The 22,579-nt window shown below is 42.5% G+C and carries 23 protein-coding genes; 7 read left to right on the forward strand and 16 right to left on the reverse strand.

Annotated features, from left to right (window positions below):
- Positions 1 to 53: 53 nt before the first annotated feature.
- The 10 genes from uspE to ccoN all read right to left on the reverse strand — a co-directional run bounded on the left by uspE (position 54) and on the right by ccoN (position 9,058).
- Positions 54 to 1,004, reverse strand: a complete 951-nt coding sequence (gene uspE, locus AB4351_RS13015) for a universal stress protein UspE (protein ID WP_017070547.1) — start codon at positions 1,002 to 1,004, stop codon at positions 54 to 56.
- Between the two features lie 132 nt (positions 1,005 to 1,136).
- Positions 1,137 to 1,883 (reverse strand): FNR family transcription factor, encoded by a 747-nt coding sequence (locus tag AB4351_RS13020; protein ID WP_017059637.1) that lies wholly within the window; start codon positions 1,881 to 1,883, stop codon positions 1,137 to 1,139.
- Between the two features lie 86 nt (positions 1,884 to 1,969).
- Positions 1,970 to 2,644, reverse strand: a complete 675-nt coding sequence (locus AB4351_RS13025) for a sulfite exporter TauE/SafE family protein (protein WP_017070548.1) — start codon at positions 2,642 to 2,644, stop codon at positions 1,970 to 1,972.
- Positions 2,634 to 2,870: a cbb3-type cytochrome oxidase assembly protein CcoS gene (gene ccoS / locus AB4351_RS13030; RefSeq protein WP_017059639.1), complete on the reverse strand. Its 237-nt coding sequence runs from the start codon at positions 2,868 to 2,870 to the stop codon at positions 2,634 to 2,636. Before ccoS ends, AB4351_RS13025 begins: the two co-directional genes overlap by 11 nt.
- The gene (locus AB4351_RS13035) at positions 2,870 to 5,242 is read right to left on the reverse strand and encodes a heavy metal translocating P-type ATPase metal-binding domain-containing protein (protein WP_029235846.1); all 2,373 of its coding nucleotides are present in this window, start codon (positions 5,240 to 5,242) and stop codon (positions 2,870 to 2,872) included. Before AB4351_RS13035 ends, ccoS begins: the two co-directional genes overlap by 1 nt.
- 5 nt (positions 5,243 to 5,247) lie before the next feature.
- Entirely contained in the window at positions 5,248 to 5,727 is a 480-nt protein-coding gene (locus AB4351_RS13040; RefSeq protein WP_017059641.1) for a FixH family protein, read from the reverse strand.
- 108 nt (positions 5,728 to 5,835) lie between these two features.
- Entirely contained in the window at positions 5,836 to 6,810 is a 975-nt protein-coding gene (ccoP, locus tag AB4351_RS13045) for a cytochrome-c oxidase, cbb3-type subunit III (protein WP_017063857.1), read from the reverse strand.
- Positions 6,810 to 6,983: a CcoQ/FixQ family Cbb3-type cytochrome c oxidase assembly chaperone gene (locus AB4351_RS13050; protein ID WP_004733679.1), complete on the reverse strand. Its 174-nt coding sequence runs from the start codon at positions 6,981 to 6,983 to the stop codon at positions 6,810 to 6,812. Before AB4351_RS13050 ends, ccoP begins: the two co-directional genes overlap by 1 nt.
- 9 nt (positions 6,984 to 6,992) lie before the next feature.
- A complete protein-coding gene (ccoO, locus tag AB4351_RS13055; protein WP_017059643.1) occupies positions 6,993 to 7,613 on the reverse strand; it encodes a cytochrome-c oxidase, cbb3-type subunit II in 621 nt (206 codons plus the stop codon).
- Between the two features lie 11 nt (positions 7,614 to 7,624).
- Entirely contained in the window at positions 7,625 to 9,058 is a 1,434-nt protein-coding gene (ccoN, locus tag AB4351_RS13060; RefSeq protein ID WP_009846707.1) for a cytochrome-c oxidase, cbb3-type subunit I, read from the reverse strand.
- A 252-nt stretch (positions 9,059 to 9,310) separates the two neighbouring features.
- On the opposite strand from ccoN, the gene AB4351_RS13065 reads away from it, so the two are divergent.
- The 5 genes from AB4351_RS13065 to AB4351_RS13085 all read left to right on the forward strand — a co-directional run bounded on the left by AB4351_RS13065 (position 9,311) and on the right by AB4351_RS13085 (position 15,178).
- A complete protein-coding gene (locus AB4351_RS13065; protein WP_017059645.1) occupies positions 9,311 to 9,676 on the forward strand; it encodes a hypothetical protein in 366 nt (121 codons plus the stop codon).
- A 114-nt stretch (positions 9,677 to 9,790) separates the two neighbouring features.
- Entirely contained in the window at positions 9,791 to 10,975 is a 1,185-nt protein-coding gene (locus AB4351_RS13070) for an FIST signal transduction protein (protein ID WP_017070551.1), read from the forward strand.
- The gene (locus AB4351_RS13075; RefSeq protein ID WP_017070552.1) at positions 10,975 to 12,696 is read left to right on the forward strand and encodes an ATP-binding protein; all 1,722 of its coding nucleotides are present in this window, start codon (positions 10,975 to 10,977) and stop codon (positions 12,694 to 12,696) included. The genes AB4351_RS13070 and AB4351_RS13075 overlap by 1 nt, the downstream gene beginning before the upstream one ends.
- Before the next feature lie 938 nt (positions 12,697 to 13,634).
- On the forward strand, positions 13,635 to 14,237 hold the full coding sequence (locus tag AB4351_RS13080; protein WP_017059668.1) for a porin family protein: 603 nt from the start codon (positions 13,635 to 13,637) through the stop codon (positions 14,235 to 14,237).
- A 338-nt stretch (positions 14,238 to 14,575) separates the two neighbouring features.
- The gene (locus AB4351_RS13085; protein ID WP_372126216.1) at positions 14,576 to 15,178 is read left to right on the forward strand and encodes a DUF2971 domain-containing protein; all 603 of its coding nucleotides are present in this window, start codon (positions 14,576 to 14,578) and stop codon (positions 15,176 to 15,178) included.
- Between the two features lie 100 nt (positions 15,179 to 15,278).
- Here the strand turns inward: AB4351_RS13085 and AB4351_RS13090 are convergent, their stop codons facing one another.
- The 4 genes from AB4351_RS13090 to matP form a co-directional block, all read right to left on the reverse strand.
- The gene (locus AB4351_RS13090) at positions 15,279 to 16,499 is read right to left on the reverse strand and encodes a hypothetical protein (RefSeq protein WP_017066879.1); all 1,221 of its coding nucleotides are present in this window, start codon (positions 16,497 to 16,499) and stop codon (positions 15,279 to 15,281) included.
- A gap of 144 nt (positions 16,500 to 16,643) precedes the next feature.
- A complete protein-coding gene (locus AB4351_RS13095) occupies positions 16,644 to 16,955 on the reverse strand; it encodes a hypothetical protein (RefSeq protein WP_017059671.1) in 312 nt (103 codons plus the stop codon).
- 105 nt (positions 16,956 to 17,060) lie between these two features.
- Positions 17,061 to 17,369, reverse strand: a complete 309-nt coding sequence (locus AB4351_RS13100; RefSeq protein ID WP_372126218.1) for a DUF3634 family protein — start codon at positions 17,367 to 17,369, stop codon at positions 17,061 to 17,063.
- A 23-nt stretch (positions 17,370 to 17,392) separates the two neighbouring features.
- Positions 17,393 to 17,848, reverse strand: coding sequence for a macrodomain Ter protein MatP (gene matP, locus AB4351_RS13105; protein ID WP_010440786.1), 456 nt, complete (start codon positions 17,846 to 17,848; stop codon positions 17,393 to 17,395).
- Positions 17,849 to 18,037: 189 nt separating this feature from the next.
- On the opposite strand from matP, the gene AB4351_RS13110 reads away from it, so the two are divergent.
- Complete coding sequence (locus AB4351_RS13110) at positions 18,038 to 19,690, forward strand: Lon protease family protein (RefSeq protein WP_017066880.1); 1,653 nt, start codon at positions 18,038 to 18,040, stop codon at positions 19,688 to 19,690.
- A 70-nt stretch (positions 19,691 to 19,760) separates the two neighbouring features.
- The gene (gene fabA / locus AB4351_RS13115; protein ID WP_017059675.1) at positions 19,761 to 20,276 is read left to right on the forward strand and encodes a bifunctional 3-hydroxydecanoyl-ACP dehydratase/trans-2-decenoyl-ACP isomerase; all 516 of its coding nucleotides are present in this window, start codon (positions 19,761 to 19,763) and stop codon (positions 20,274 to 20,276) included.
- A 252-nt stretch (positions 20,277 to 20,528) separates the two neighbouring features.
- Here the strand turns inward: fabA and rmf are convergent, their stop codons facing one another.
- Positions 20,529 to 20,702, reverse strand: coding sequence for a ribosome modulation factor (gene rmf, locus AB4351_RS13120; RefSeq protein ID WP_017059676.1), 174 nt, complete (start codon positions 20,700 to 20,702; stop codon positions 20,529 to 20,531).
- Between the two features lie 160 nt (positions 20,703 to 20,862).
- Positions 20,863 to 22,575, reverse strand: a complete 1,713-nt coding sequence (locus tag AB4351_RS13125) for a DUF3466 family protein (RefSeq protein WP_372126221.1) — start codon at positions 22,573 to 22,575, stop codon at positions 20,863 to 20,865.
- Between the last annotated feature and the right edge of the window lie 4 nt (positions 22,576 to 22,579).

The following is a 22,579-nucleotide window of genomic DNA, read 5'->3' on the forward strand; positions in this document are numbered from 1 at the left end:
AACGCCTCAAGCAATGCTTGAGGCGTTTTTTATAAGTAAAACTTGTCGCCGACTTAACCTTTCGAAAGATTAGGATCTAATGGGCTCACGTAACCAGACGGCTTAAGAGCCAACACATCACAGTTAATCTTGTCGATAACATGTTCCGCGGTATTACCAATAAACACGGCAGACAAGCCAGTACGACCCGTTGTACCCAGAATCACCATCGCTGCGTTATTTTCAGAAGCGACGCGAGGAATAACATCTTCAGGCAAGCCTTGCTCAACCACAGTTTGTTCTTCACACATACCATGCTTCTGGCGTAATGCTTTCATCGCCGTTAAGTGATGGCCACGAACCGCGTCGGTATAAGACGTTGGATCAAACTCTGGCAGTTCAATGGTAATATTCGCAGGTGTCACAGGGTAGGCATTCACCAAGAACGGTTCCGCATCCAAACGACCGGTGATCTCTAGCAATCTGTCGACCATCGTATCGTTAAGCTCTAAATGAGCTTCTGTTTCAGAACCTACATGAACGGAAGCAAAAATCTTCGCGTGATCTGGCCAGAAATCGTTTTTAACCAATAGCACTGGGCTAGGGCACTTTCTCAATAGATGCCAATCGGTTGGAGTGAAGATGACAGATTCCAAAGTATCATGCTTACGCGTGCCTTTGATTAAGATGTCGTGTTCGCCACTGTAAACCTCGGCTATGATCGCTTCGTACGGGCGGTTGTGCCAAACCACTTGTACGTTAAATTCAATAGAATCATCTAGGTAAGGTTCTGCGACTTTATTCATCCAAATTTCGCGTTGGTGAATTACGCCTTTGCGCATTGCGTCTCTTTCATCGATAGAGAGCATAGATGTCATTTCATACGAGAAGTCGTATATCGACAAAAAGAAAGTGATGTGGCTTGTTGAGGTGCTTTTCTTAGCAAGTTGGATAGCACGAACTAGAGCAGGTTGCTCATCGTGATTAATGTCTGCGACAACTAAAATTTTGTTATAGATACTCATAACTAAGCCTACTTTTCAGACCGAACATATAAATAATGTAGCGTAGTTATGGAGAGATTAAGAGAAATATAAGAGGTTTTAAGAGAGAAACATGATGTAGCTCATTATTGAACTACATCATTGATATCTAGACTATTCTTTTGAAACGCCAGCAAGTTCCATCAACGCATCGTGATCTTCGATAGTGATATATTTGCCTTTAACGCTCAAGATGTCTGCTTTTTGGAAGCGACCTAGAAGACGGCTGATTGTTTCAACAGTCAAACCAAGGTAGTTACCAATATCGCCACGAGTCATCGTTAGGCGGAACTCACGCGGGCTGAAGCCACGTTGAGAGAAGCGAGTCGAAAGGTTGTAAAGGAATGCAGCAAGACGCTCTTCCGCGTTCTTCTTAGAAAGAAGCAGAATCATTTCTTGGTCACCTTTAATCTCGTTACTCATCAGGCGCATAATTTGCTGACGCAATTTAGGCATTTTTCCTGATAGGTCATCAAGAATCTCATATGGGATTTCACATACCATAGAAGTTTCTAGCGCTTGTGCAAAACTAGGGTGTTGGTCACCAGTAATCGCATCGAAGCCAACAAGATCGCCCGCTAGGTGGAATGCAGTAATCTGCTCATCACCTTGCTCGGTAATCGTGTAGCTCTTGATCGTTCCAGAGCGAATAGCATATAGAGATTTAAGCTCGTCACCGGCTTTAAATAACTCTTGGCCTTTTTGAATAGGCTTTTTTCTCTCAATGATCTGATCAAGTTGATCGAGTTCAGATTCATTCAAAGTAAACGGAATACAGAGCTGGCTAATACTACAATCCTGGCAATGGATCGCACAGCCACCAGACTGAACACGTTTCGTCACAGGCTTTTCAGAAATCATAACAATCTTTCACTATTTGATATACGTCAATATTTTAGCATTCCTTTATCCAGTTGGGTAGTAAAAAAACCGGATTTAAAGAATGGCTATACGGTATAAATAATGAGCTGTAGTGCCATATAACCGGTATAGAAACCGTAAATGAGAATTAAAATTGCGCCTAGTTGGCGAAATAAGTCAGCTTGTTGCAGTTTTTTGAGGAAATTAGCGCCCATGCCTACTGTGAGCATTGCTGGAAGCGTACCTAAACCGAAAGCAAGCATGATACCGGCACCGTTGTACCAACTTCCTGATACGGCCGCCCACGTAAGCATTGAGTAAACTAAGCCACATGGTAGCCAACCCCAAATAAAGCCAAACGGCAAAGCATGGCTAGGGTGCTTCAAGGGTAGAAATGATTTACCTAAAGGAGAGATATAGCGCCATAGTTTCTGCCCGACTTTTTCAAAGAACAACAAGCCGAACCACCATTTACCGATATACAAACCTAAGACGATCATAAAGCCAGCTGCAAATAATCGCAGCCAACCTAGCAGAGCGTTAAAATCGCTTAGCTGACCTATCGAAGAGATTGCACCGCCAATCACACCACCAATCACGGCATAACTTAGCAAGCGCCCTAGGTTATAAAGTAGGGGAATAACAGGGGAAGGTTTACTGTTGCCAATCGAAAGAAGCGACGCAATACCACCACACATTCCCATGCAATGGCCTGCGCCGATCAATCCAACAACAAAGGCTCCGATCCAATCAGGCGTCATCGTTCTTTTTGTCTACGTTAGTTTGGCTTTCGCTGTTAGCTTTCTCATTCTTGACAGGTTTACTATCAGAATGGTTGTGAGCCTTTTCGTCTTCATCAAACAGTATATTGTGACCTTGACGTTCTAGGTCTTCAAACTGTTCGCTCTTCACCGCCCATAGAAAAATACCAACAGCGATGCACACCAGTACAATCGCAATGGGGATCAGGATGTATAAACTTTCCATTATTTACCTTGCTCTTTTAAAAGCCTTAACGAGTTAGACACAACAATAATAGAGCTGGCAGACATGCCCACAACGGCAATGTATGGAGCAACCAAACCCGCGACAGCCAATGGAAGGATCAGTAAGTTATATCCTAATGACCAAGCTAGGTTTTCACGAATTATCTTACGTGTTTTTAACGCCAAAGTACGCGACTTAAGTAATCTATCGAGCTTATCACCCAGTAACACCATATCCGCAGAAGCTTTCGCCACGTCTGTACCGCCACCCATAGCGACAGAAAGGTGGGCACCTGCAAGAATAGGGGCATCGTTAATGCCATCGCCAACCATCATGGTAATGTCACTTGCATCTCGAGAGTTCAGGTAAGCAAGTTTATCTTCAGGTTTCGCGTTAGCAACAATATCAGTAATACCAATCTCTTCAGCAACAGGCTTCGCGTTAATCAAAGAATCGCCAGTAAGCAGAGTTGTTTTGATGCCCGCTTCTTTAAATTGCTTAATAAACTCGATGCTTTCTTTACGGATTGGATCTTCATAAGTAAATGTAGCGATATGACGACCCGCCATCGACAAGTAAATGCCGTTGCTTTCCGATGGTTGAGCTTCACCTAGAATGAATTCACTACTACCAATCGCAACTTCTTGGCCATTCCACTCACCAGTGATACCTGAACCAATCACGTTATTAACTGACTCTACTTCGATCTCATCAGAAAGATGAGTCTTGAACGCTTTAGCGATAGGGTGGTTAGCGTGTTGTTCCAGGCTCGCCGCTACTTTGAGACAAGTGTCTTTATCAAGTTCAGCGAAGGTTTCAACTTGGCTGATACGAATATCACCCTCAGTCAATGTACCTGTTTTATCGATGATCAAGTGATTCACTTTGCACAAGGTTTCGAATACGTGGCCTTTGCGCAGCAAAATACCGAAGTTACCCATGCGAGACGTTGAACAAGTAATCGCCGTCGGTGTTGCCAGTGACAGAGCACAAGGACACGTTGCTACCAATACCGAAAGCATGATCCAGAAAGCGTCTTCTGGTCGTGTTTGGTGCCAGTAAAACCAAGTACCGAATGAGATGATTAAGATCACCGCAACAAAGTATCGAGCCACAACATCAGCAATTTCTGCAATGCGGGGTTTAGACAATTGCGCTTCGTCTTGCAGGCGAACGATATTGGAAATAACCGAATCCGCTTTTGACGTCATTACTTCCAATTCAAATGATTCATCACCATTCAATGTACCAGCAAAGACGGTATCGCCTTCGTTTTTGACCACATGGATAGATTCGCCAGTCAGCATCGATTCATCGATATGAACTCTGCCAGACAATACTTTGCCATCGGCAGGAATGTGCTCACCCGGTAGAACGCGAATTTGGTCGCCAACTTTTAAGGTTTTGACTGGAACTTGTTCGCCATCTAACGTTGTTGCCATAGCAGGAACGAGCTTAAGCAGGTTACCACTAGCAGCGGCGGCTTTACGACGAGCGCGCATTTCAAGGAAACGACCAAGCAGTAGGAAGAAGGTAAACATCGAGATAGATTCGAAGAATACTTCACCTTTCTCTGTCACCGTTGCGACCAAACTTGCAACGTAGGCAAACAAAAGAGCGATCGACACAGGTACATCCATACCCAATGTTCGACCTTTGAGGCTACGCCACGCGTTGATATAGAAAGGCAATGCAGAGTAGAGCAGAACCGGTGTTGCAAAGATTAAGCTCACCCAACGGAAGTAGCTTTTGAATTCGGGCTCAAGGTTACCGAAGACTTCAAGATACAACGCCACAGCCAGCATCATGACCTGCATGGTTGCTAAACCAGCAATACCAAGACGATAGAGATAATTCTTCATCGATCGATGATAGGCGGCTTCTTGTTGATCAGCCTCAAAAGGTGCGGCTTTGTAGCCTAAGGTATGGATTGCAGACAACAGCTCGCTCAGTTTCGTCTGAGTGTTGTCCCAACTGAGCAGGGCGCGGTTAGTCGTGGTATTAACACGAATACTAACAACCCCTAACTTTGAAGAGACTTGCTTTTCAATAAGCCAAGCACAAGCAGCACAAGAGACACCTTCTAGTGACAATGTCACTTCAGAGGTGTTTTCAGAGTTACGGACGAACTCCAATTGAACATCTTCGTTGTCGTAATGACTGAGTGCCAGAAGTTGCTCTGGCACGAGATCCGCTTTTTCAGCTGGAGCGGTACGATATTGGTAGTAAGAGACCAGACCGCTATCAACGATTGTCTGGGCTACGGTTTCGCAACCCGGACAACACATAGGTCGCACCGATCCTAAGATTTCTACTTTAAAATCCGTTTCCGCTGGTACATCTTCACCGCAGTGATAACAGGATTCACACATAAGATTTAGTTCGTTAGTTGAGTAGGAGTATCAATAGGGAAGTTCATGCGACCTTGCACTAACCATTCAGAATCATGCGGAGAAAGCTCGATAAACCATGGACCTTGCATTTCATGATCCAGAGTCAACGTGTAGTTGCCTCTCGCATCAGCGGTCAGTAGCTGAGTAAAATCACGGTCAGGCAGCGTTCGGTGCACGAACATTGCGCTAATAGCAGGGAAGTGGTCTAGTTTGCCTTTGTCGAGAGTAATGATAACTGAGTTACCTTTCTCGCTAACTGAAGCTGATAAGCCAAGCTCTTTAGCAACATTTACTTTCGAAATGTCGACATTAATACCTTTACCTTTTTTATAGTAATCTTCAGTGACAACGTTAACTGAATGGTTGGTAAGTATCGCGACTCGAACCAATGTTAGCATAGAAACGCCAACGGTTAGGAAGATCAAAAACCACGGCCAAAACTGCTTATACCAAGGTTGTTCCATATTATTATTCTCAATATATACAATGAAATAAAACTAATTTTTACAAACACTTAAGGTTATAACTGTAAAAGAAAGACAGCCCCTTAAGAAGGGGCTGTTATTATTATGTTACTCTTTATCTGAGTTGCTGAGGCTCCAGACGTAGGCAGAGACGAGCTGAACCTTATCCTCACCGAGGATGTCCTTCCAAGCCGGCATTACACCAGAACGTCCGTACATGACTGTTTCCGTCACATCAGCGCGAGAATCGCCGAATAGCCAGTCGCGGTCAGTCAGGTCAGGGGCGCCAACAGCAGGGTTACCCTTACCATCAGTACCGTGACACGCTGCACACACTACAAAGCGAGCTTTACCAGCCTCTGCTTCACGTGCGTTTACGCTACGACCAGAAAGGCTAAGCGTGTAGCTAACTACTTCTTTTACGCCTTCTTCGCCAAGAGCGTCTTTCCAACCTGGCATTTGACCGACACGACCATGCATGATGGTAGTAACGATAGCTTGTGGTTCACCACCATATAACCATGCGTCATCAGTTAGGTTCGGGAAACCTTTCTGACCACGTGCATCAGAGCCGTGACACTGAGAACAGTTTTGTAGGAACAAACGTTGGCCCACTTTGATTGCATCAGCATCTGATGCAATGTCAGGGACGGAACGTAGACCATTTTCGTCGTGAGCTAGCTTTCTGAATGCTTCACCAAAGTAGGTGTCTGCATCATCAAGCTCTTTCGCGTATGCGTCTAACTGTTTGTTTGCTTGCGCAGCAGCGATTGCAGAGCGAGACTCTTCTACGCTACGAACTGTTTGGTTTGAACTCGTCCAACCTAGTAGACCTTTAAAGTTGCCAAGGCCTGGGTATAGAGCTAGATAAACAGCTGCAAACACAATTGTGCTAACGAAAAGGTATGTCCACCATTTAGGTAGCGGGTTATTAAGCTCACGAATACCATCGTATTCATGGCCCATATCCTGACCTTCTTCTACACCTGTTTTATCGTTGGAACACCAACGAAGTAAGGCTGCACAGCCAATCAATGTACCGATTGTGATTACTGTTACCCAAATACTCCAGAATGTACTCATTACTTCGTCACTCCTTGATTTTTATCTTTCGCAGGTGCTTCATCAGCGAACACTAGGTTTGCATCTTCGTCGAAGCGCGACTTACGATTTTTACCGAAAGCCCACCAAACGATGCCGATGAAACAAGCAAAAACAGTAACAGTCCAAACACTTTGAAATGTAATAATGTCCATAATTATTCCTTATTTCATTGCGTGGCCAAGCGATTGAAGGTAAGCGATGATTGCATCCATCTCTGTTTTTCCTTCAACATCTTGTTTAGCGTTAGCAATTTGTTCGTCTGTGTAAGGAACACCAAATTGATTACGGAAGATTTCAAGCTTCTGTTTAGTCAATTTGCCATCAAGTACATTCTCAGCAAGCCATGGGAAACCAGGCATGTTTGATTCAGGAACAAGTTCGCGAGGGTCGATAAGGTGAACGCGGTGCCACTCATCAGAGTAACGATCACCAACACGCGCTAAATCAGGACCAGTACGCTTAGAACCCCATAGGAATGGGTGTTCCCAAACGCTTTCGCCAGCTACAGAGTAGTGACCGTAACGTTCAGTTTCAGAGCGGAAAGGACGAATCATTTGGCTGTGACATACGTTACAACCTTCGCGAATGTAGATATCACGACCTTCCATTTCCAGAGCAGAGTAAACACGTAGATTTTCTACAGGTTCAGTAGTCTGCTTTTGGAAAATAAGTGGGGTAATTTCTACTAAAGCACCAAAACTGATAGCAATAACGATAAGAATCGCTAGTAGGCCAACATTCTTCTCTACCAACTCATGGCGATTATTTGAATTTGAGCTCATTCTAAATCTCCTTAAGCCGGTTGAGGGATAGCTTTAAGGCTATCTTTAGGTGCAGAAACAGTTTTGTACGTGTTGTATGCCATTAAGAACATACCAGATAGGAAGATGAAACCACCTAAGAAACGTACAAAGTAGAACGGGTAAGACGCTTCTACAGATTCAACGAAGCTGTAAGTTAATGTACCGTCAGAGTTAACTGCACGCCACATCAGACCTTGCATCACGCCAGAGATCCACATTGCTACAATGTAGAAAACCGTACCAATCGTTGCTAACCAGAAGTGAACATTGATTAGAGATACAGAGTACATACGCTCTTGACCAAATAGTTTAGGAACTAAGTGGTAAACCGAACCGATAGAAACCATTGCAACCCAACCTAACGCACCAGAGTGAACGTGACCGATAGTCCAGTCCGTGTAGTGAGATAGTGCGTTAACCGTTTTGATTGCCATCATTGGGCCTTCGAAAGTCGACATGCCGTAGAATGATAGAGAAACGATTAGGAAACGTAGGATTGGGTCGTAGCGAAGCTTATGCCACGCACCAGATAGAGTCATAATACCGTTGATCATGCCACCCCAAGATGGAGCAAACAGAACCAAAGACATAACCATACCTAGAGATTGAGTCCAGTCAGGAAGTGCAGTGTAGTGTAGGTGGTGAGGACCAGCCCAGATATACAGAGACACGAGAGCCCAGAAGTGAACAATCGACAAACGGTAAGAGTAAACAGGGCGACCAGCTTGTTTAGGAACGAAGTAGTACATCATGCCTAGGAAACCAGCTGTCAATAGGAAGCCTACCGCATTGTGTCCGTACCACCATTGCACCATTGCATCGATCGCTCCGGAATAAATCGAGTACGATTTAAACGCAGAGACAGGAACAGCTAGGCTGTTAACGATGTGCAACACGGCAACCGTGATAATGAAGGCTCCGAAGAACCAGTTTGCTACGTAAATGTGCGATGTCTTACGTTTAATCATGGTTCCGAAGAACACGACCGCATAAGCTACCCACACAAGAGTAATAGCAATATCGATTGGCCATTCAAGTTCTGCGTATTCTTTACCAGAGGTTAAACCTAACGGTAAAGTAATTGCAGCGGACAGGATAATCGCTTGCCAACCCCAAAAGGTAAAGGCTACGAGAGGGCCACCAAAGAGACGCGTCTGACAGGTACGTTGTACAACATAATATGATGTTGCAAACAGCGCACTTGTACCGAACGCAAAAATAACCGCATTAGTATGCAGGGGACGTAAACGACTGTACGTCAACCACGGCGTATCAAAGTTTAGCTGTGGCCAAACTAATTGAGCGGCAATCAAAACACCAACGCCCATACCGACAATACCCCACAAAATTGTAACTAGGGTAAATTGACGGACGACCGTATAGTTGTAGTTTTGTTCAAGCTGCTTTTCTTGGCTCATTTGCATGCTTCCAATTTCTTATTTACTACACTTTACTTCCAACACGACTCACGTCGTAATGCCACCCAAATTAGAAAAGGAAATTCAGCCTATTCAGGGCTTTATTTCCACTTGCTGATTTTAAAAAAAAGTGGCATTTTCAACGCGACACTATACTTGAATTAACAAATCAATGACAGAGTAGTAACCTTACGCTTGGTCTGGAATTGGATTTTTATTTAAAAACTTTGAACTTTGTAACAAGGAGTAAAGATTATAATGGCGGCACAAAAGCTAACAAAAGGCAGGCTTGTTCAAATTATCGTCATGTTGGTTATTTTAATAGCTGCATTTACTTGGAGAACAGTAACATACGATAATAACGAAACAGTAAACTGTATAGTTTCAAAACCTTGTAAATTTGGTATTGATAATCATAATGTTTCAGTTTCAAGCAATAACCTAGGGTATTCGATCGAAACATCTAAAACTGGCAAATTTATCATTAGCTATAATGAAAGCGGAATTCTGGAAGAAAAAGGACCATCAAATTGGCTGTTACAAACTAGTGATAAGACCTCCTCAATAACGGTTACATTTCCACAACAGGTGAGCACGTTTTCTGTAAACCTTTCTAAGGAGTAACAGAGAGAAACTGGGGCACACCTCGGTTCTTTTGATAGAAACATGTACCAAATCAGTGAAACACAATGCATTAAAGTGTTATAAAGAGAGCATTAATAAAGTTACCCAGAATCTATGAAATTTCTATCAAAAGTCTCTTACTCCCTAGACGATAAAATCGCAGTAGATGAGTTGCTCAGCGGGGTGGAAAACCCTGACGATATTGCTTGTCTTATTTGCTACTGCACAGAAGAGTATTCGACACTCGCTGTGCAGAGATATTTCGTAGATGCTCTCCCGAACACTCCCATACATGGCTGTACTACTTGTCACGGCATTATGACCGAAACTGGTTTTCATTCTGGTCCAGTCATTGGCGTCCTCATTATTTATGACTCGGGGATCAACGCCTATGGTACGGGAATCGAACATTTCAGCGACTCCATAGACCGCAGTACCTTCAGCGCGATAGACAAAGCACTCAAGAACGCCAACCGAGAAGGTGAAATTCCTGATCTTATCTTGCTGCATTCCACACCGGGTAACGAAGAAAAGGTGATGGCGGCTATCGATAAGAAATTTGGTACTGAAGTGCCAATTATTGGTGGCAGTGCTGCAGACAACCAGGTTTCCGGAAATTGGAGTATCTTCACCGAAGAGTCGCTGTCTATAAATGGTGTGTCTTTAACGGTAGTGTTTGCGTCTCAGTCCATCTATTCCTCTTTCAGCGCGGGTCATACGCCTACGCGGTATTCAGGCACCGTGACCAAAGTAAGAAACCGAATTTTGTTGGAGATAGACCACAGGCCAGCCGTCACCGTTTACAACGAATGGACTAATTTCCACTTAGATGGCAGTGATGATGGCTACATATTCGAAAAGTCGTCAGTCTACCCATTAGGCAGGAAAGTCGGCTCTTCTTACGATTACCCATATTTCAAATTGTCTCATTCGATCAGAGAGACGGAGTGTAATGGGATTGAGCTGTTCACAGACATCAGTGAAGGCGACACCATCTACCTGATGCAAGGGTCTAAGCAGCAGTTGATTAGCCGCGCCGCGAATATCATTCACTCCTCATACTACAACGACATGGATCTTGAAGAGAAACTAGGGGCGATCAATATCTTTTGTGCAGGCTCAATGTTGAACCTTAAACAAGATATGGATGAGGTTTGTGACCAAATAAATCAAGCACTTAATGGGCTCCCATACATATGTCCATTTACGTTTGGTGAACAAGGCAGGCTCTCTGGTGGCGAGAATGCACACGGGAATTTAATGGTATCGTCTGCAACGTTTTATAGGTTGAAAAAGTAATGGGTTCTGAAGGTCAAGAAGCGCTGCAAGAAGCACGTATTGAACTGCAAAAACTAAAAGCCCGTGAGCGAAAGCTGGCTGAAGAGAACAGGGTGATCTTATCAACCATCTCTGCGATCAGTAAGGCAAGTAACATATCTGAGATATTCTCCAGTCTCGAGTTCGTGCTCAAAAAATACATTAAGTTTGATGACTTTATCGTGGTATCAAGGGTAGGGAACGAAGGCAGTTTCAAAACCCTGCTAAGCAATAACAAAGTCTTCGAACAGATGAATTGGAGTGATTGTGGCAAGTTATCTCGAGTGATCAATGGAGAATGCGCCATCCTTTTTGAACCCAAGTCTCTGGGTGAATTCAATTCCTTACATCCCATTATCCTCGATCAAATCAACTCTGTTCTAATTACTGGTATCGATAGCGGACTAACACAATCCGTCATCATCTTTATCCACTCGAATACCAAGCACTTTAGTATTGAAACTAAGGCCACACTAAACCGTTTTCGACCGTTGATAGAGCGTGCTGTTTTCGATATTGAGAACAAAGAAAAGCTTGAAGCAACCGTTCGAGAACGTACCGCAGAGCTTGTCACAGCAAGAAAAGACGCAGAAAGAGCCAACAAGGCCAAGTCTGAATTCCTCGCGATGATGAGTCATGAATTAAGAACACCGCTAAATGCCATAATTGGCCTAATAGACGCCCTAAAATCCACATCATTGAACGAAGAACAACAGTCTATACTGCTTAATATGAGCACATCATCTGAGCTATTGCTGGCAATTATCAGTGACGTATTGGATTTTTCTAAGATTGAATCTGGGTGTTTCTCGTTGGCTCCTCGATGGAGCAACGTAAGAGACACTGTAACTTTTGTATTATCTGAACAAAAGAAGACAGCAGACGATAAAGGTTTGCCGCTAACAGTAACTAGCGATATCCCTGAAGGTGAACTTCATTACATCGACCCAAGTCGCTTGGCACAGATCCTATTTAATTTGATCGGTAACGCGATTAAGTTCACTGAGCGTGGGCATGTCCATGTTTCTATAAAGTACCAGCAGAGCTCTTTCTATATAACGGTGGAAGACACAGGGATTGGCATTAGCTCGCAACAACTTTCGTCGCTGTTCAGTCCATTTGTGCAAGCTGATAGCACAATCACACGTAGATTTGGTGGCACAGGTTTAGGCTTGGCCATCACTAAAAGACTGGTTGAACTGATGCGCGGGCGCATATCGGTAAAGAGTGAGCCTGGAAAAGGCTCCAAATTCGAAGTACAGTTGCCAGTGCTTACTAGAGTTACGAATAATCTGGCTAACAAAGAAGACGAATCTTCACGAGAGTTAAGAAGCCGTTATTCAGTGTTAGTTGTCGAAGACAATCCAACGAATCAAATGGTGATAAAGTTAATCCTTACAAGACAAGGCCACGAGGTTTTCATCGCAAGTAATGGTGAAGAAGCGATTGGCTTTATTGAAAGAGGCAACGAATCAATAGACATTATCTTAATGGATGTGTCGATGCCGGTCATGGATGGATTAACCACAACCAAATACATGAGAGACGCAAACATCAAAACACCAATCGTTGCGCTAACAGCACACACATCAGTAGAAGACAAATGTTCGTGCTTAGATGTCGGCATGAATGATTTCGTGACCAAGCCAGTAAGAACTAAAGAGATCACAGAAGCAATTGATCGATTAATGCTTGAAGTCTAATAAACGTATTCTTAATCGAAGATTAGGAAATATGTTTATTAGGTATTTTATGGTAAATAGCTTTACTGTTAAATAGAACATCGATTTGGTAGATAAACAAGAGGCAGGGCATCGCACAAAGATACCTGCCTTATAAATACCAAACACCATTTAACATAATATACATAATACGCACCAAAGAGGAGATTGAAATCTGAGAGGTTTCAGGGCCTGTTACTCGCGTAATTTTACGTACAGCGCCGCATGAATCTATCTATTTAATTACTGGCTGGCTTTGACTCCGCGTTAATTGGATTAAATCGTGATGGCTTTATCACATGTCTGCTCAAACTTAATTAAGACTTCTAATTACGGATGCCTCTCCAAAGTTAGTCCAGAGTCTCTGCTGGTTGAGTGTTAAAAGCTATTACCCTGATTTTGCTTACCAAAAGAACCTAGATGATTAACGCTTCCACTAACTCTCGGTCTATTGTCCGTACTACCAATAAACTGAAAAGACTTGGTTACTCTTGTTCGCTAGATTTAAGGGTCCCAAAAGACCAAGCGAACTCCCGAATCATCTAGTCTTGTTTACCTATGTTGGCTTGTTCTTCACCAAATTGAATCAACTATCAACGTCATCAGTAACATCCGTACTCGTTTTTCAAACCACTAACTTTGAATTTTCTGATGCCCAACGGTCATTGTTACCAAACTGCGTTGCCATCCAAAACGAACTTCTATAAACGACTTGGCTAATCGTAAGTTACAGTGCAACATAAATTCTATTAACCTCTGTCTGGACTATATTAACTTGTCTCATAACTGCGATAATGACACTTCTATTACCAACAAGTCTTTAAAATCAGATCTTTAGGCTAGTTCTCAATTAGTTAGAGTATCTTTTGTTTGTTAACATATTCTGGAACAGAATAACTTATTATCTTAGAAGGCTTTACATGAAAATCAGTACAATCGCCCTATCGCTATTCACCGCTTTTTTTGGCATCAGCTCGCAGGCGCTTGCTAGTGAAAACGAAAACTCACCTAGAGAGCATGGTCATTTTTATGCTGGTGTTGATATCGGCTTTTATAATGAAACTGAATTAGAATATCGTGGCAGCGCCATTGAAGATTCATCTGATCTATCAGACTTTAGCTATAACTTGGTTGGAGGCTACGAATTCAATACACATGATGTCGTCAAACTGGGGCTAGAAGCCGAGTACCGAAAAATCGGAAAAGTTAGCTATAACGACTTAATGGATATTGAAGGCCATGCTTTCTTCGTAAACATTAAACCAAAGTTTATTGTTGAAGGTGACGTATTAGATCTGTATGTATCTTTATTAGCCGGTGTTGGCTCTATGGATATGGAAGCGAAAGCTTTTGGAGTATCAGACTCTAAGTCTGAAGCAGCCTACCAAGTTGGTGCTGAGCTTGGTGCGATGGTAACAGACAACATCGATATCCATATTGGTTACCGCTATGCAAACGTTGAAATTGAATCCATCGATGTGTCACCTCAAACCGCTTACCTAGGTGCAAGGTACCACTTCTAAACTTGATTCACTCGTAGGCTCAATACTACTAAAGCCGTCCTTTTAAAGCTCGGCTTTAATTTTGATCACCTATTTCCCTACTCGACCTCTACTTTGACAATTCAATTCAACCATAAATAAAGTTACGTTGTATCTTCTGTAAAAAGTTACAACTTGAAAGCTTTGTCCTAACGCAAAATAAACCACTTTAACAGGCTACTATTTCGTGTTTAAATTTTGATCTATCAAACAGTTATATGAATAAATTTGGTGATTAAGCAATCAAATGCTATGCATTCAATCCTTAAAAATAAATTAAAGTGTTAACATCAGGCAATTTTGTAAACTAGGTGTTTGATATGTTGCCTAAACTTTATAAGTTCAGATCGCTCCACGACAGAAACATACAATCTATTTCCGAGTGTTCGTTGTGGTTTGATTACGCTAAAACTTTTAATAACCCTTTTGAATCTAACCACGCATTCAACAAAGAGCGTCAACAAAACTTTAAGATCATGTGTTTCTCTCAGTCGAACGACCACCCAATACTATGGTCGCAGTATGGTGACAACTTTAAAGGCATGTGTATCGAGTATGATCTCAACTGCTATAACGGTGAGGCCAATCTCAACTGTTTTGAAGTCCAGTATGAAGACGAACCGAATATGTTCCGCCCGGCATCGCTAAGAGGTTTACAAACATCAAGACTGGGAGCTGAGATATTCAAAATTAAGCATTCTAATTGGCGTTATGAAAAGGAATACCGCTGGGTATTACCTGATGACGAGATGATCGGAAATAAACTCTACCTTAATAGAGAGTGCCTAAGCTCGGTGATTCTGTCAGAGCACGCTCCTGCCGACAGGAAATTGAAAGTTCTGATGACTTGCCAGCGCCTTGGTATCCCTGTTAAACACGCAATAGCAAAGCAAGAGTCGTTTACCTTCGAAGTGGTCAGTTAAGTAGAGTGTAATCCTACTGTTTAGCGCCAAAACAAGACATTCACATAAAGTTACAGCGCAACAAAAAAGAGAGCGACATTAATGAGACTCTCTCTTTTTATTACATGTTCACCGTAAGCTTTCCCAATCCTTTATCTTGCATCTGCTCAATCGTCGCGATAGACATTTGAACAGTTGAAAACCAATAAGGTCGGTGCTTAACGTTAAATAGTTCACTATTATCTAACGCCTCGAAAACAGAATATTTTCTACCTTGAGCCAAAGCTGCACCATAAACCGTTCGCTCAAGTACTGGAATGTCATTCACTTCCTCTAGAAGTGCCCTCTTGATGAACTGATTTCCAGGGCTCCAATCTATAAATTCAACGAGGTTTTTTAGTAGCTTAAGCTCTAGCTGCTCGACCATTGATTCAAGAAACTGTGTGTTTGGCATCACCTCAGTACAAGCATAATATTCGTCATGCTTGTCACTTGCTTCACGATAACCAAGCATCGTTTTTACCAATGCGTCTTCAAACGTTGAAGAAAAGTGGTTACAAATTAAAAACAAAGGCAGAACTCTCAACACACCAAGTAAAATGCCTACGTTAGGATCTTTAACCGACGTTTCTTGAAGTCGAATTCGAGTCGCATTTGACGTCACGACCAAGTGTTGCCAAACCTTAGGTGTGATGTGTTTAATGTTGCCATCATTCCACTTAATCAGCTGTTGACTCATTAACAATGGGAACAATAAACGACAATTTTCTATTCCTATTTGTCGTGCTGCAACTTTTGGATCGAGAATTACCTTAGATTTCTTTCCATATTTATCTGCAAACTCTTGATTGGAAACAAACTCGATTAAACTTGAGCTCAATGGCCTACTTTTCGCGGATATTTCATGGAGTTTGGAAAAGTTTAAAGATGGCGAATACGCAACACTAGCGAACTGATTGTAATCGGGTAAGTCTGAAAACAACGAACTTATTAAGGTACCTTGAAGCTTCTCAAGCATTAGCGCAGAAGCGGCATTGCTGACATCATCGATAACGTATCGTAAGGTTTGTTGCTTCGCGTCGACTTTTTCACGATGAGCATTGACTCTATCCTGCTCGCAGCGCAATAAAATACGTTGATTGTGAGATATGCGGTCAGATTCATCAAATATGACACTATCACAATACCTATTTTCCAAACTTAGTAACGTGTCTACTGTAGATTGTGCGAGCTTATATTCAGGTGAGATTAACCATCGATTAAAGCGAGCTTCAACATTGATTGAGACCTTCCTTGAGATCTCAACTACTTCAGGGGTATAACTTTTATTTGCTAACAACAACCGTGACTTTCCTTTGCCGTAAATGCTCTTGTATCGGCATATCCTGCCTTTATAACAAAACTAATATTAATAGAAATTAGAGATTGGTTCACGAAATTGTTTCAATAAAATTAAGGATATTTAGTTATAGTGCGTTGAGAGTGGCTAGTGTGTGATATGTAGCCGGATATACTTTTCTGGAAAGCTGTATTTGAACCTTTTCTTCGTCGGTAGGTGTTTTTTCGCCTGCTTGCAAACTTTACTATCTCCAGACGTTCTCACCTTTTTGATTCTTGCATAACCTTTAGAGTGCTTCATCTCAATCATCAGATCGCAATAACCCTCGAAATCAACATTACTCTTGTTGAGCCCTTTCATGACGGTGACTTTTATCTTTTTAGCTACAGGATTAACCAATGCATCGTCGGGAAAAGCGACTGGGGATAAAAAACATAATAGTAATACTAGATATCTCATACTGCTCTCTCTTTGTTGAGGGTGAGAACAGTATGCGGAGATTTAAGAGAAATGAAGGATTAACTTAGTATGAGGATTGACCAGCTAACGCGTAACTCTCAACGATTACGCTTTCTTTGAGCCTTTAGACTTAAAACCATTATGCGGGAACACGTTACGAATACGTTGCTGTACGTTTTTAGGAACATCTTTAGTGAACTTGAGATTGTAACCAGAACGTTTTGCATACACTTTTAGCTCGCCTTTAAAGATATTGTTATGACCAATCTCTTGAAGGTTGTGCTTAAAGCTCGGTGGAAGATGCCCTTTAACTTGTTCGATCGCCCCGTCGCTAAATTTAATTTTCAATACCGGTCGATCGACTGCTACTAACCAAAAAACTAATACCGCACCGATTAAGATTACGTACATCATAATGTCACCACTACTGTTGATGGTTATTTATCGTCAGAAAGGAGCTTGCTTAAGTCTTCTTTGAGGCTAGTCACCGTCTTGCTGGCCTGCTCACTACGAGACGCTTCGCTAACCAAATACTCGATGGCATCTGAGAGCGTACAACCTAGCTCGTTCGCACGTTGAGATAGCTTTTCCCATACACGGTAATCAAGGTCGATTGATTTCTTCTTTGTATGAACTTGTTCAGCATTGAAGTGGCGTTTTCGCTTAGCTCTGATCGCTTGTTTAAGCTTGTTATCGAGCTCAGGAGACATGTTGTTAGAGATCCACTCAAGAACACCCGTAGGCTGGTGTTCCAGCTTCAATAAGGCTTGAACAGCAACGTCAGCTTCACTTGAATCAATATGGCAAGTAATCGATTCACCTTCTTTCCACTTTTTGACCAGATAGTTCCATTTCCAACCACATTCCAAGTTTTCAAGTTGCTGATATTTCATGTCTAATCTCGAGAGTTAATCCTAGTGACAGCGTAACCCAGAATGGGTTATTTCACAATTATTGTCTTGAAAGAATAGACCAAGATCATACTTATATTAGCTTAGTGATTAGTAACTACCACATAGAGCTACAAGCGAGATCGGTTTTTCTATATACTCCCTACCTCATTATCATAATCAGAAACTTAAATGACTCAAGTAGATTGGCGACATGTTACGCCTCAGTACGACGAATATAGCGCTCAATTAGAGCAGTTCCCTGACATCTCGCCTTTCCCGTTTTCAGATATTCAACATAGATTCAAAGATGCGCTAACCCGCTTTGTTCGCTTGTCTAACCTTTCGCGCGTTTTACTGGTAAATGCTCCGGACAATTCAATCTATCGTCAAATGATTGTTGAATCTCTAGTCACTGCTTTAGATGATCACACTCTGCCGGTTATCAAAACTGAGTCTTTAAATGCTGCCTCTCTATTTGACCAAGTTCAATCGAAAGACGGTAAGGTTATTGCGACAAAACCTGGCCTACTGGCTAGAGCAAACAACGGTTATCTGATCGTTTCAGCAAACCTGATCTTGGCAAACCCAGGAAGCTGGTTACTGCTTAAATCTGCGCTGCTTGGTGAAGCTGTAGAGCCTATCAGCAGTAACCCTGAACACTTGAATCAGTCGCCAACCTTACCTCTTACTTACAATATTAAGTTAATTGTAGTTGGAGACAGAGCTCAACTAGGTGACCTTGATTACCTAGACAGCGATATTCAAACCGGTTTTTGCCTATTCAGCGAAATTGAACAGGACATTAAGCTCTCAGAAGACACTCTGACTCAATATCTTGGTTACCTTAAGTGGCTTCAACAACGCTATGAATTACCAAACATCACGCAACAAGCGTTGACTGGCATTCTTACTGCCGGAGCAAGAGAAACCGAAGATCAAAGCTATATCCCACTGTGCCCTATTTGGCACAACGCGTTATTGAACGAAGCTTTGATTGAAGCCGACAATGGTGAGATTGATATTCACCATATCCAGCAAGCTCAACAGCACAAATACAACCGTGAATCTTATCTACCAGAACGCGCCCTTGATGATATTCGTGATGGCCAAGTCATTATCGAAACTGAAGGTGAACAAGTTGGTCAAGTTAATGGATTGACGGTCATCGATGTACCGGGACACCCAATATCGTATGGTGAACCTGCACGAATTTCCTGTGTTATTCACTTTGGTGATGGTGATATTGCCGATGTTGAGCGCAAAGCCGAGCTGGGTGGTAATCTTCATGCTAAAGGCATGATGATCATGCAAGCATTTGTGAGCAGCGCACTAAACCTTGAAGATCCATTACCATACGCAGCTTCCGTAGTATTTGAGCAGTCTTACTGCGAAGTAGATGGCGATAGTGCTTCTCTTGCGGAGTTGTGTTCTCTGGTTAGTGCTTTGTCTGAATACCCTATCAATCAACAAATTGCGGTTACAGGTGCAGTTGACCAATTTGGACGTGTGCAAGCTGTTGGCGGGCTAAACGAGAAAATCGAAGGCTTCTACCATGTGTGTAAGCACAACGGCTTAACAGGCGAACAAGGTGTGATCCTTCCAAGATCGAACTTAAGGCATCTTGCACTAAAGCCTGACCTTATTGAAAGCATTAAGAATGAAGAATTCCATATTTGGTCTGTGTCTAATGTAGACGAAGCAATTCCTCTCATTATGAACAAACCATTTAGAGACGATGAACAAGAAAGCGTTCTGAGTAAAATCGCGGAACGTATTGAAAACTTTGAAAGACATGAGCACCCTATTGGAATCGTTGGACGCATTAAAAACTGGTTTGTCTAGTACTGATCGGACTTGTTTAGCGTACACCTGTTCACTAATATGCACCTATCAAAAATCGGAGTAATTGATAATGCAAAACAAACGTGATTCTTACACTCGCGAAGAGCTTCTAGCATCAAGCCAAGGCGAACTATGGCCACAAGGCCCTCAACTACCAGCACCGAACATGCTAATGATGGATCGCATCACTAAGATGTCTGAAACTGAAGGTGATTACGGTAAAGGTTTAGTTCTTGCTGAGCTGGATATTACTCCTGACCTATGGTTCTTCGATTGTCACTTCCCAGGTGACCCTGTAATGCCTGGTTGTCTAGGCCTTGACGCAATGTGGCAGCTGGTTGGTTTCTACCTTGGTTGGGTTGGCGGCGAAGGTAAAGGTCGTGCTCTAGGGGTTGGCGAAGTGAAATTCACTGGTCAAATTCTGCCTACAGCGAAAAAAGTAACTTACGAGATCCACATGAAGCGTGTTGTTAACCGTCGTCTAGTTATGGGCCTTGCGGATGGTCGCGTACTTGTTGATGGTAAAGAGATCTACGTTGCTAAAGATTTGAAAGTTGGCCTTTTCCAAGATACGTCAGCATTCTAATCTAATAGTTAGATTTTTAGTAAAGCAGCCCATGGCTGCTTTATTTACGTTCCAATAAATTTAGTTATAGTGCATTAAAGTATCCCGTATTAAGCTTGAAACAGGATAAATCCACCAGCGATACGCTTATGATAGCGAAACTAGAATGCTACATAGCTCTGGGAGTCTTTGTGTTGTTCTGAAACTAACAAGGCTCCAGCCGTTGTAATCAACAGACAATGGAGCCCTGACCTTGAATTCTTTACGCCCTATCTACTTATAGAGACCTGATTGCTTGTCATCTTTGGCGTCACGCCATCCACCTAACCAATAAGACCGAGAATCCATTTGGCTATATGGGCAAGCTTCTTGCGACCGTCCATTTAAACCAGCCTTGTAGCCTTGAGATTGTGCTCGTTCTAGTCGATCACGCTTTTGTCTCTTCATAGTGCAGTCCTCATACGGGTGTTACATTTACTAACATACAATGATTACAACTTTACGGAGTTTTTGTGACTCCAACTTTAAGAATCGGTCAAATTTTCACTTTTCTCAAGGCGAAAAAAAGCCCGAGTTCAGAATTGTGAACTCGGGCCCAAGAGATAAATTATTTAAATTTTCTGCGGAACCCTAACAGACCAAGCACAGTCAAAGTTAACCAACCTAGGCTACCACCTTGACGATCAACTTTCTCTGAGTCGGCACTACGAGTTTGGATATCAGCTTTAGTTGCACCGGCAATTGGTACAAGCTTAACTGCAACAACCTCTTCTACCGCGTTAGATGACGCGCCACCACAGTATGAGTTGTGAGACGTTGTGTCATACGGTTGAGTCGTTCCTCCAACTGTACATTTGATAGCAGTAGCAGAGATCACACCAGCATCGTTAATGTCAGTAGCATCAATAATTCGGAACTTGTTGTTCTCTCCGGAAACATTACCATCATTTGTTAGATCATCTAACCACCAAGCCTGACCGTTAAAGATGTCTACACGACGAGCTTCAGTTGATGAAGACACGTTATAAGGATATATAAAGCCTCTGTGTCTTCTTTCACTACCATCAACCTCACGAGTGGTTTCTGCATCTATTTGACCGACAAACTCATTGAAGTTGTTAACGGCTTTAGCTTCACCACTTGAGCCACCAAAGAAGATACCACCAGACAGGTATGTTGCCGTCGGAGTCACTGCAGATGCATCCGTAACAACGAAAATCTTGTTACCTGCACTACCGCTCTCTGGTACATAACCATTACGCTTAGAATAACCCACAGCAAACAAGTTATCGTTGATGTCAGTAGCAACGGAGTTACTGTATCTCGCATCATCGTTAGATGAACCAGACTTAACCTCTGCACCGCTAATAACTTTCGTTGACCAAGAGCCTGAAATGTCTAATGAATCACTAACAAAAACACTTGCGTTCATGTCTTGAAGGTCGCCATTCCCATCTACAGTGTTGTAACCGACACCATAAAAGATCGAACTCGACTCAACAATTGAACGCATACTGCCTTGAGCAAAATAATCGCCTTGTTGGGCATTACCACTTCTGACCCAATCAATTTCTTTTGTTGTTGTGCCACCCCAAATTGCCGCTTTAGAAGCAAACGCCTTATCTGGTTCAGAAGTGTCAGTCGGATCAAACTCTTCAGAGATACTACCTACATTGTAAACGGTACCGTTGCTTGCCGTTATCGCTTTCCAAGCACGAGTTTCTGAAGCTCCAGTTGGCGCCGCTGTCGTCGTAAACAATGCATTATTGCGAATATCATCTTTGGATTTTATCCCCACAGGTTGGGCATTCTCATCTAAAGAATTGATTACCGTATTGCGAGTTTCAAAAGTATCCCCACCTTCAACAAACGCTTTTGCATTTACGTGAGTAAGGTCATTTCTTTCCTTACTCCAAGTGTCATTCCAACGGTTTTCAGCCCAACTTTCACATGTAGAATATCTCAGCTCTCGATAACAATAGTTTTCGAAATCATCACGCTCTTGAATGTACTGAAATGGTGCATCCATTGCGAATGGTACTTCTTCGCGATAACTTACAGCCTCGACCGTATTGCGAGTTTCACCAGCTAATTTAAATGTCGTATCAGCACAGTTAGTTGCGGTAGCGTCAAAACATCCTAGTGCAAGGTCGTTCGTTCCGTCTGTAGCAGTACCAGGCTGAATAGCTACACCGAATATCTCTGATGTGCCAGTAATCGAAGGCGTCACTTCAACTACCTTGTAAAGCGCAGCGTTCGCGTTAGTTGCAGCAAAAACTAATGCTGCAACTGTTGTTAATTTAAATTTAGTACAAGTCATTATT

It is taken from the genome of Vibrio sp. 10N.261.51.F11 (assembly GCF_041471665.1).
Lineage (GTDB): Bacteria > Pseudomonadota > Gammaproteobacteria > Enterobacterales > Vibrionaceae > Vibrio > Vibrio crassostreae_C.

Coding starts and splice junctions, on each gene's coding strand:
- ccoP (WP_017063857.1), bottom strand. CDS start 6,810: ATGAGTACATTCTGGAGTATTTGGGTAACAGTAATCACAATCGGTACA.
- AB4351_RS13080 (WP_017059668.1), top strand. CDS start 13,635: ATGAAAATCAGTACAATCGCCCTATCGCTATTCACCGCTTTTTTTGGC.
- AB4351_RS13100 (WP_372126218.1), bottom strand. CDS start 17,369: ATGATGTACGTAATCTTAATCGGTGCGGTATTAGTTTTTTGGTTAGTA.
- AB4351_RS13110 (WP_017066880.1), top strand. CDS start 18,038: ATGACTCAAGTAGATTGGCGACATGTTACGCCTCAGTACGACGAATAT.
- AB4351_RS13075 (WP_017070552.1), top strand. CDS start 10,975: ATGGGTTCTGAAGGTCAAGAAGCGCTGCAAGAAGCACGTATTGAACTG.
- AB4351_RS13095 (WP_017059671.1), bottom strand. CDS start 16,955: ATGAGATATCTAGTATTACTATTATGTTTTTTATCCCCAGTCGCTTTT.
- AB4351_RS13025 (WP_017070548.1), bottom strand. CDS start 2,644: ATGACGCCTGATTGGATCGGAGCCTTTGTTGTTGGATTGATCGGCGCA.
- AB4351_RS13125 (WP_372126221.1), bottom strand. CDS start 22,575: ATGACTTGTACTAAATTTAAATTAACAACAGTTGCAGCATTAGTTTTT.
- AB4351_RS13040 (WP_017059641.1), bottom strand. CDS start 5,727: ATGGAACAACCTTGGTATAAGCAGTTTTGGCCGTGGTTTTTGATCTTC.
- AB4351_RS13050 (WP_004733679.1), bottom strand. CDS start 6,983: ATGGACATTATTACATTTCAAAGTGTTTGGACTGTTACTGTTTTTGCT.
- fabA (WP_017059675.1), top strand. CDS start 19,761: ATGCAAAACAAACGTGATTCTTACACTCGCGAAGAGCTTCTAGCATCA.
- ccoN (WP_009846707.1), bottom strand. CDS start 9,058: ATGCAAATGAGCCAAGAAAAGCAGCTTGAACAAAACTACAACTATACG.
- AB4351_RS13020 (WP_017059637.1), bottom strand. CDS start 1,883: ATGATTTCTGAAAAGCCTGTGACGAAACGTGTTCAGTCTGGTGGCTGT.
- AB4351_RS13035 (WP_029235846.1), bottom strand. CDS start 5,242: ATGTGTGAATCCTGTTATCACTGCGGTGAAGATGTACCAGCGGAAACG.
- rmf (WP_017059676.1), bottom strand. CDS start 20,702: ATGAAGAGACAAAAGCGTGATCGACTAGAACGAGCACAATCTCAAGGC.
- AB4351_RS13070 (WP_017070551.1), top strand. CDS start 9,791: ATGAAATTTCTATCAAAAGTCTCTTACTCCCTAGACGATAAAATCGCA.
- uspE (WP_017070547.1), bottom strand. CDS start 1,004: ATGAGTATCTATAACAAAATTTTAGTTGTCGCAGACATTAATCACGAT.
- matP (WP_010440786.1), bottom strand. CDS start 17,848: ATGAAATATCAGCAACTTGAAAACTTGGAATGTGGTTGGAAATGGAAC.
- AB4351_RS13085 (WP_372126216.1), top strand. CDS start 14,576: ATGTTGCCTAAACTTTATAAGTTCAGATCGCTCCACGACAGAAACATA.
- ccoS (WP_017059639.1), bottom strand. CDS start 2,870: ATGGAAAGTTTATACATCCTGATCCCCATTGCGATTGTACTGGTGTGC.
- AB4351_RS13065 (WP_017059645.1), top strand. CDS start 9,311: ATGGCGGCACAAAAGCTAACAAAAGGCAGGCTTGTTCAAATTATCGTC.
- ccoO (WP_017059643.1), bottom strand. CDS start 7,613: ATGAGCTCAAATTCAAATAATCGCCATGAGTTGGTAGAGAAGAATGTT.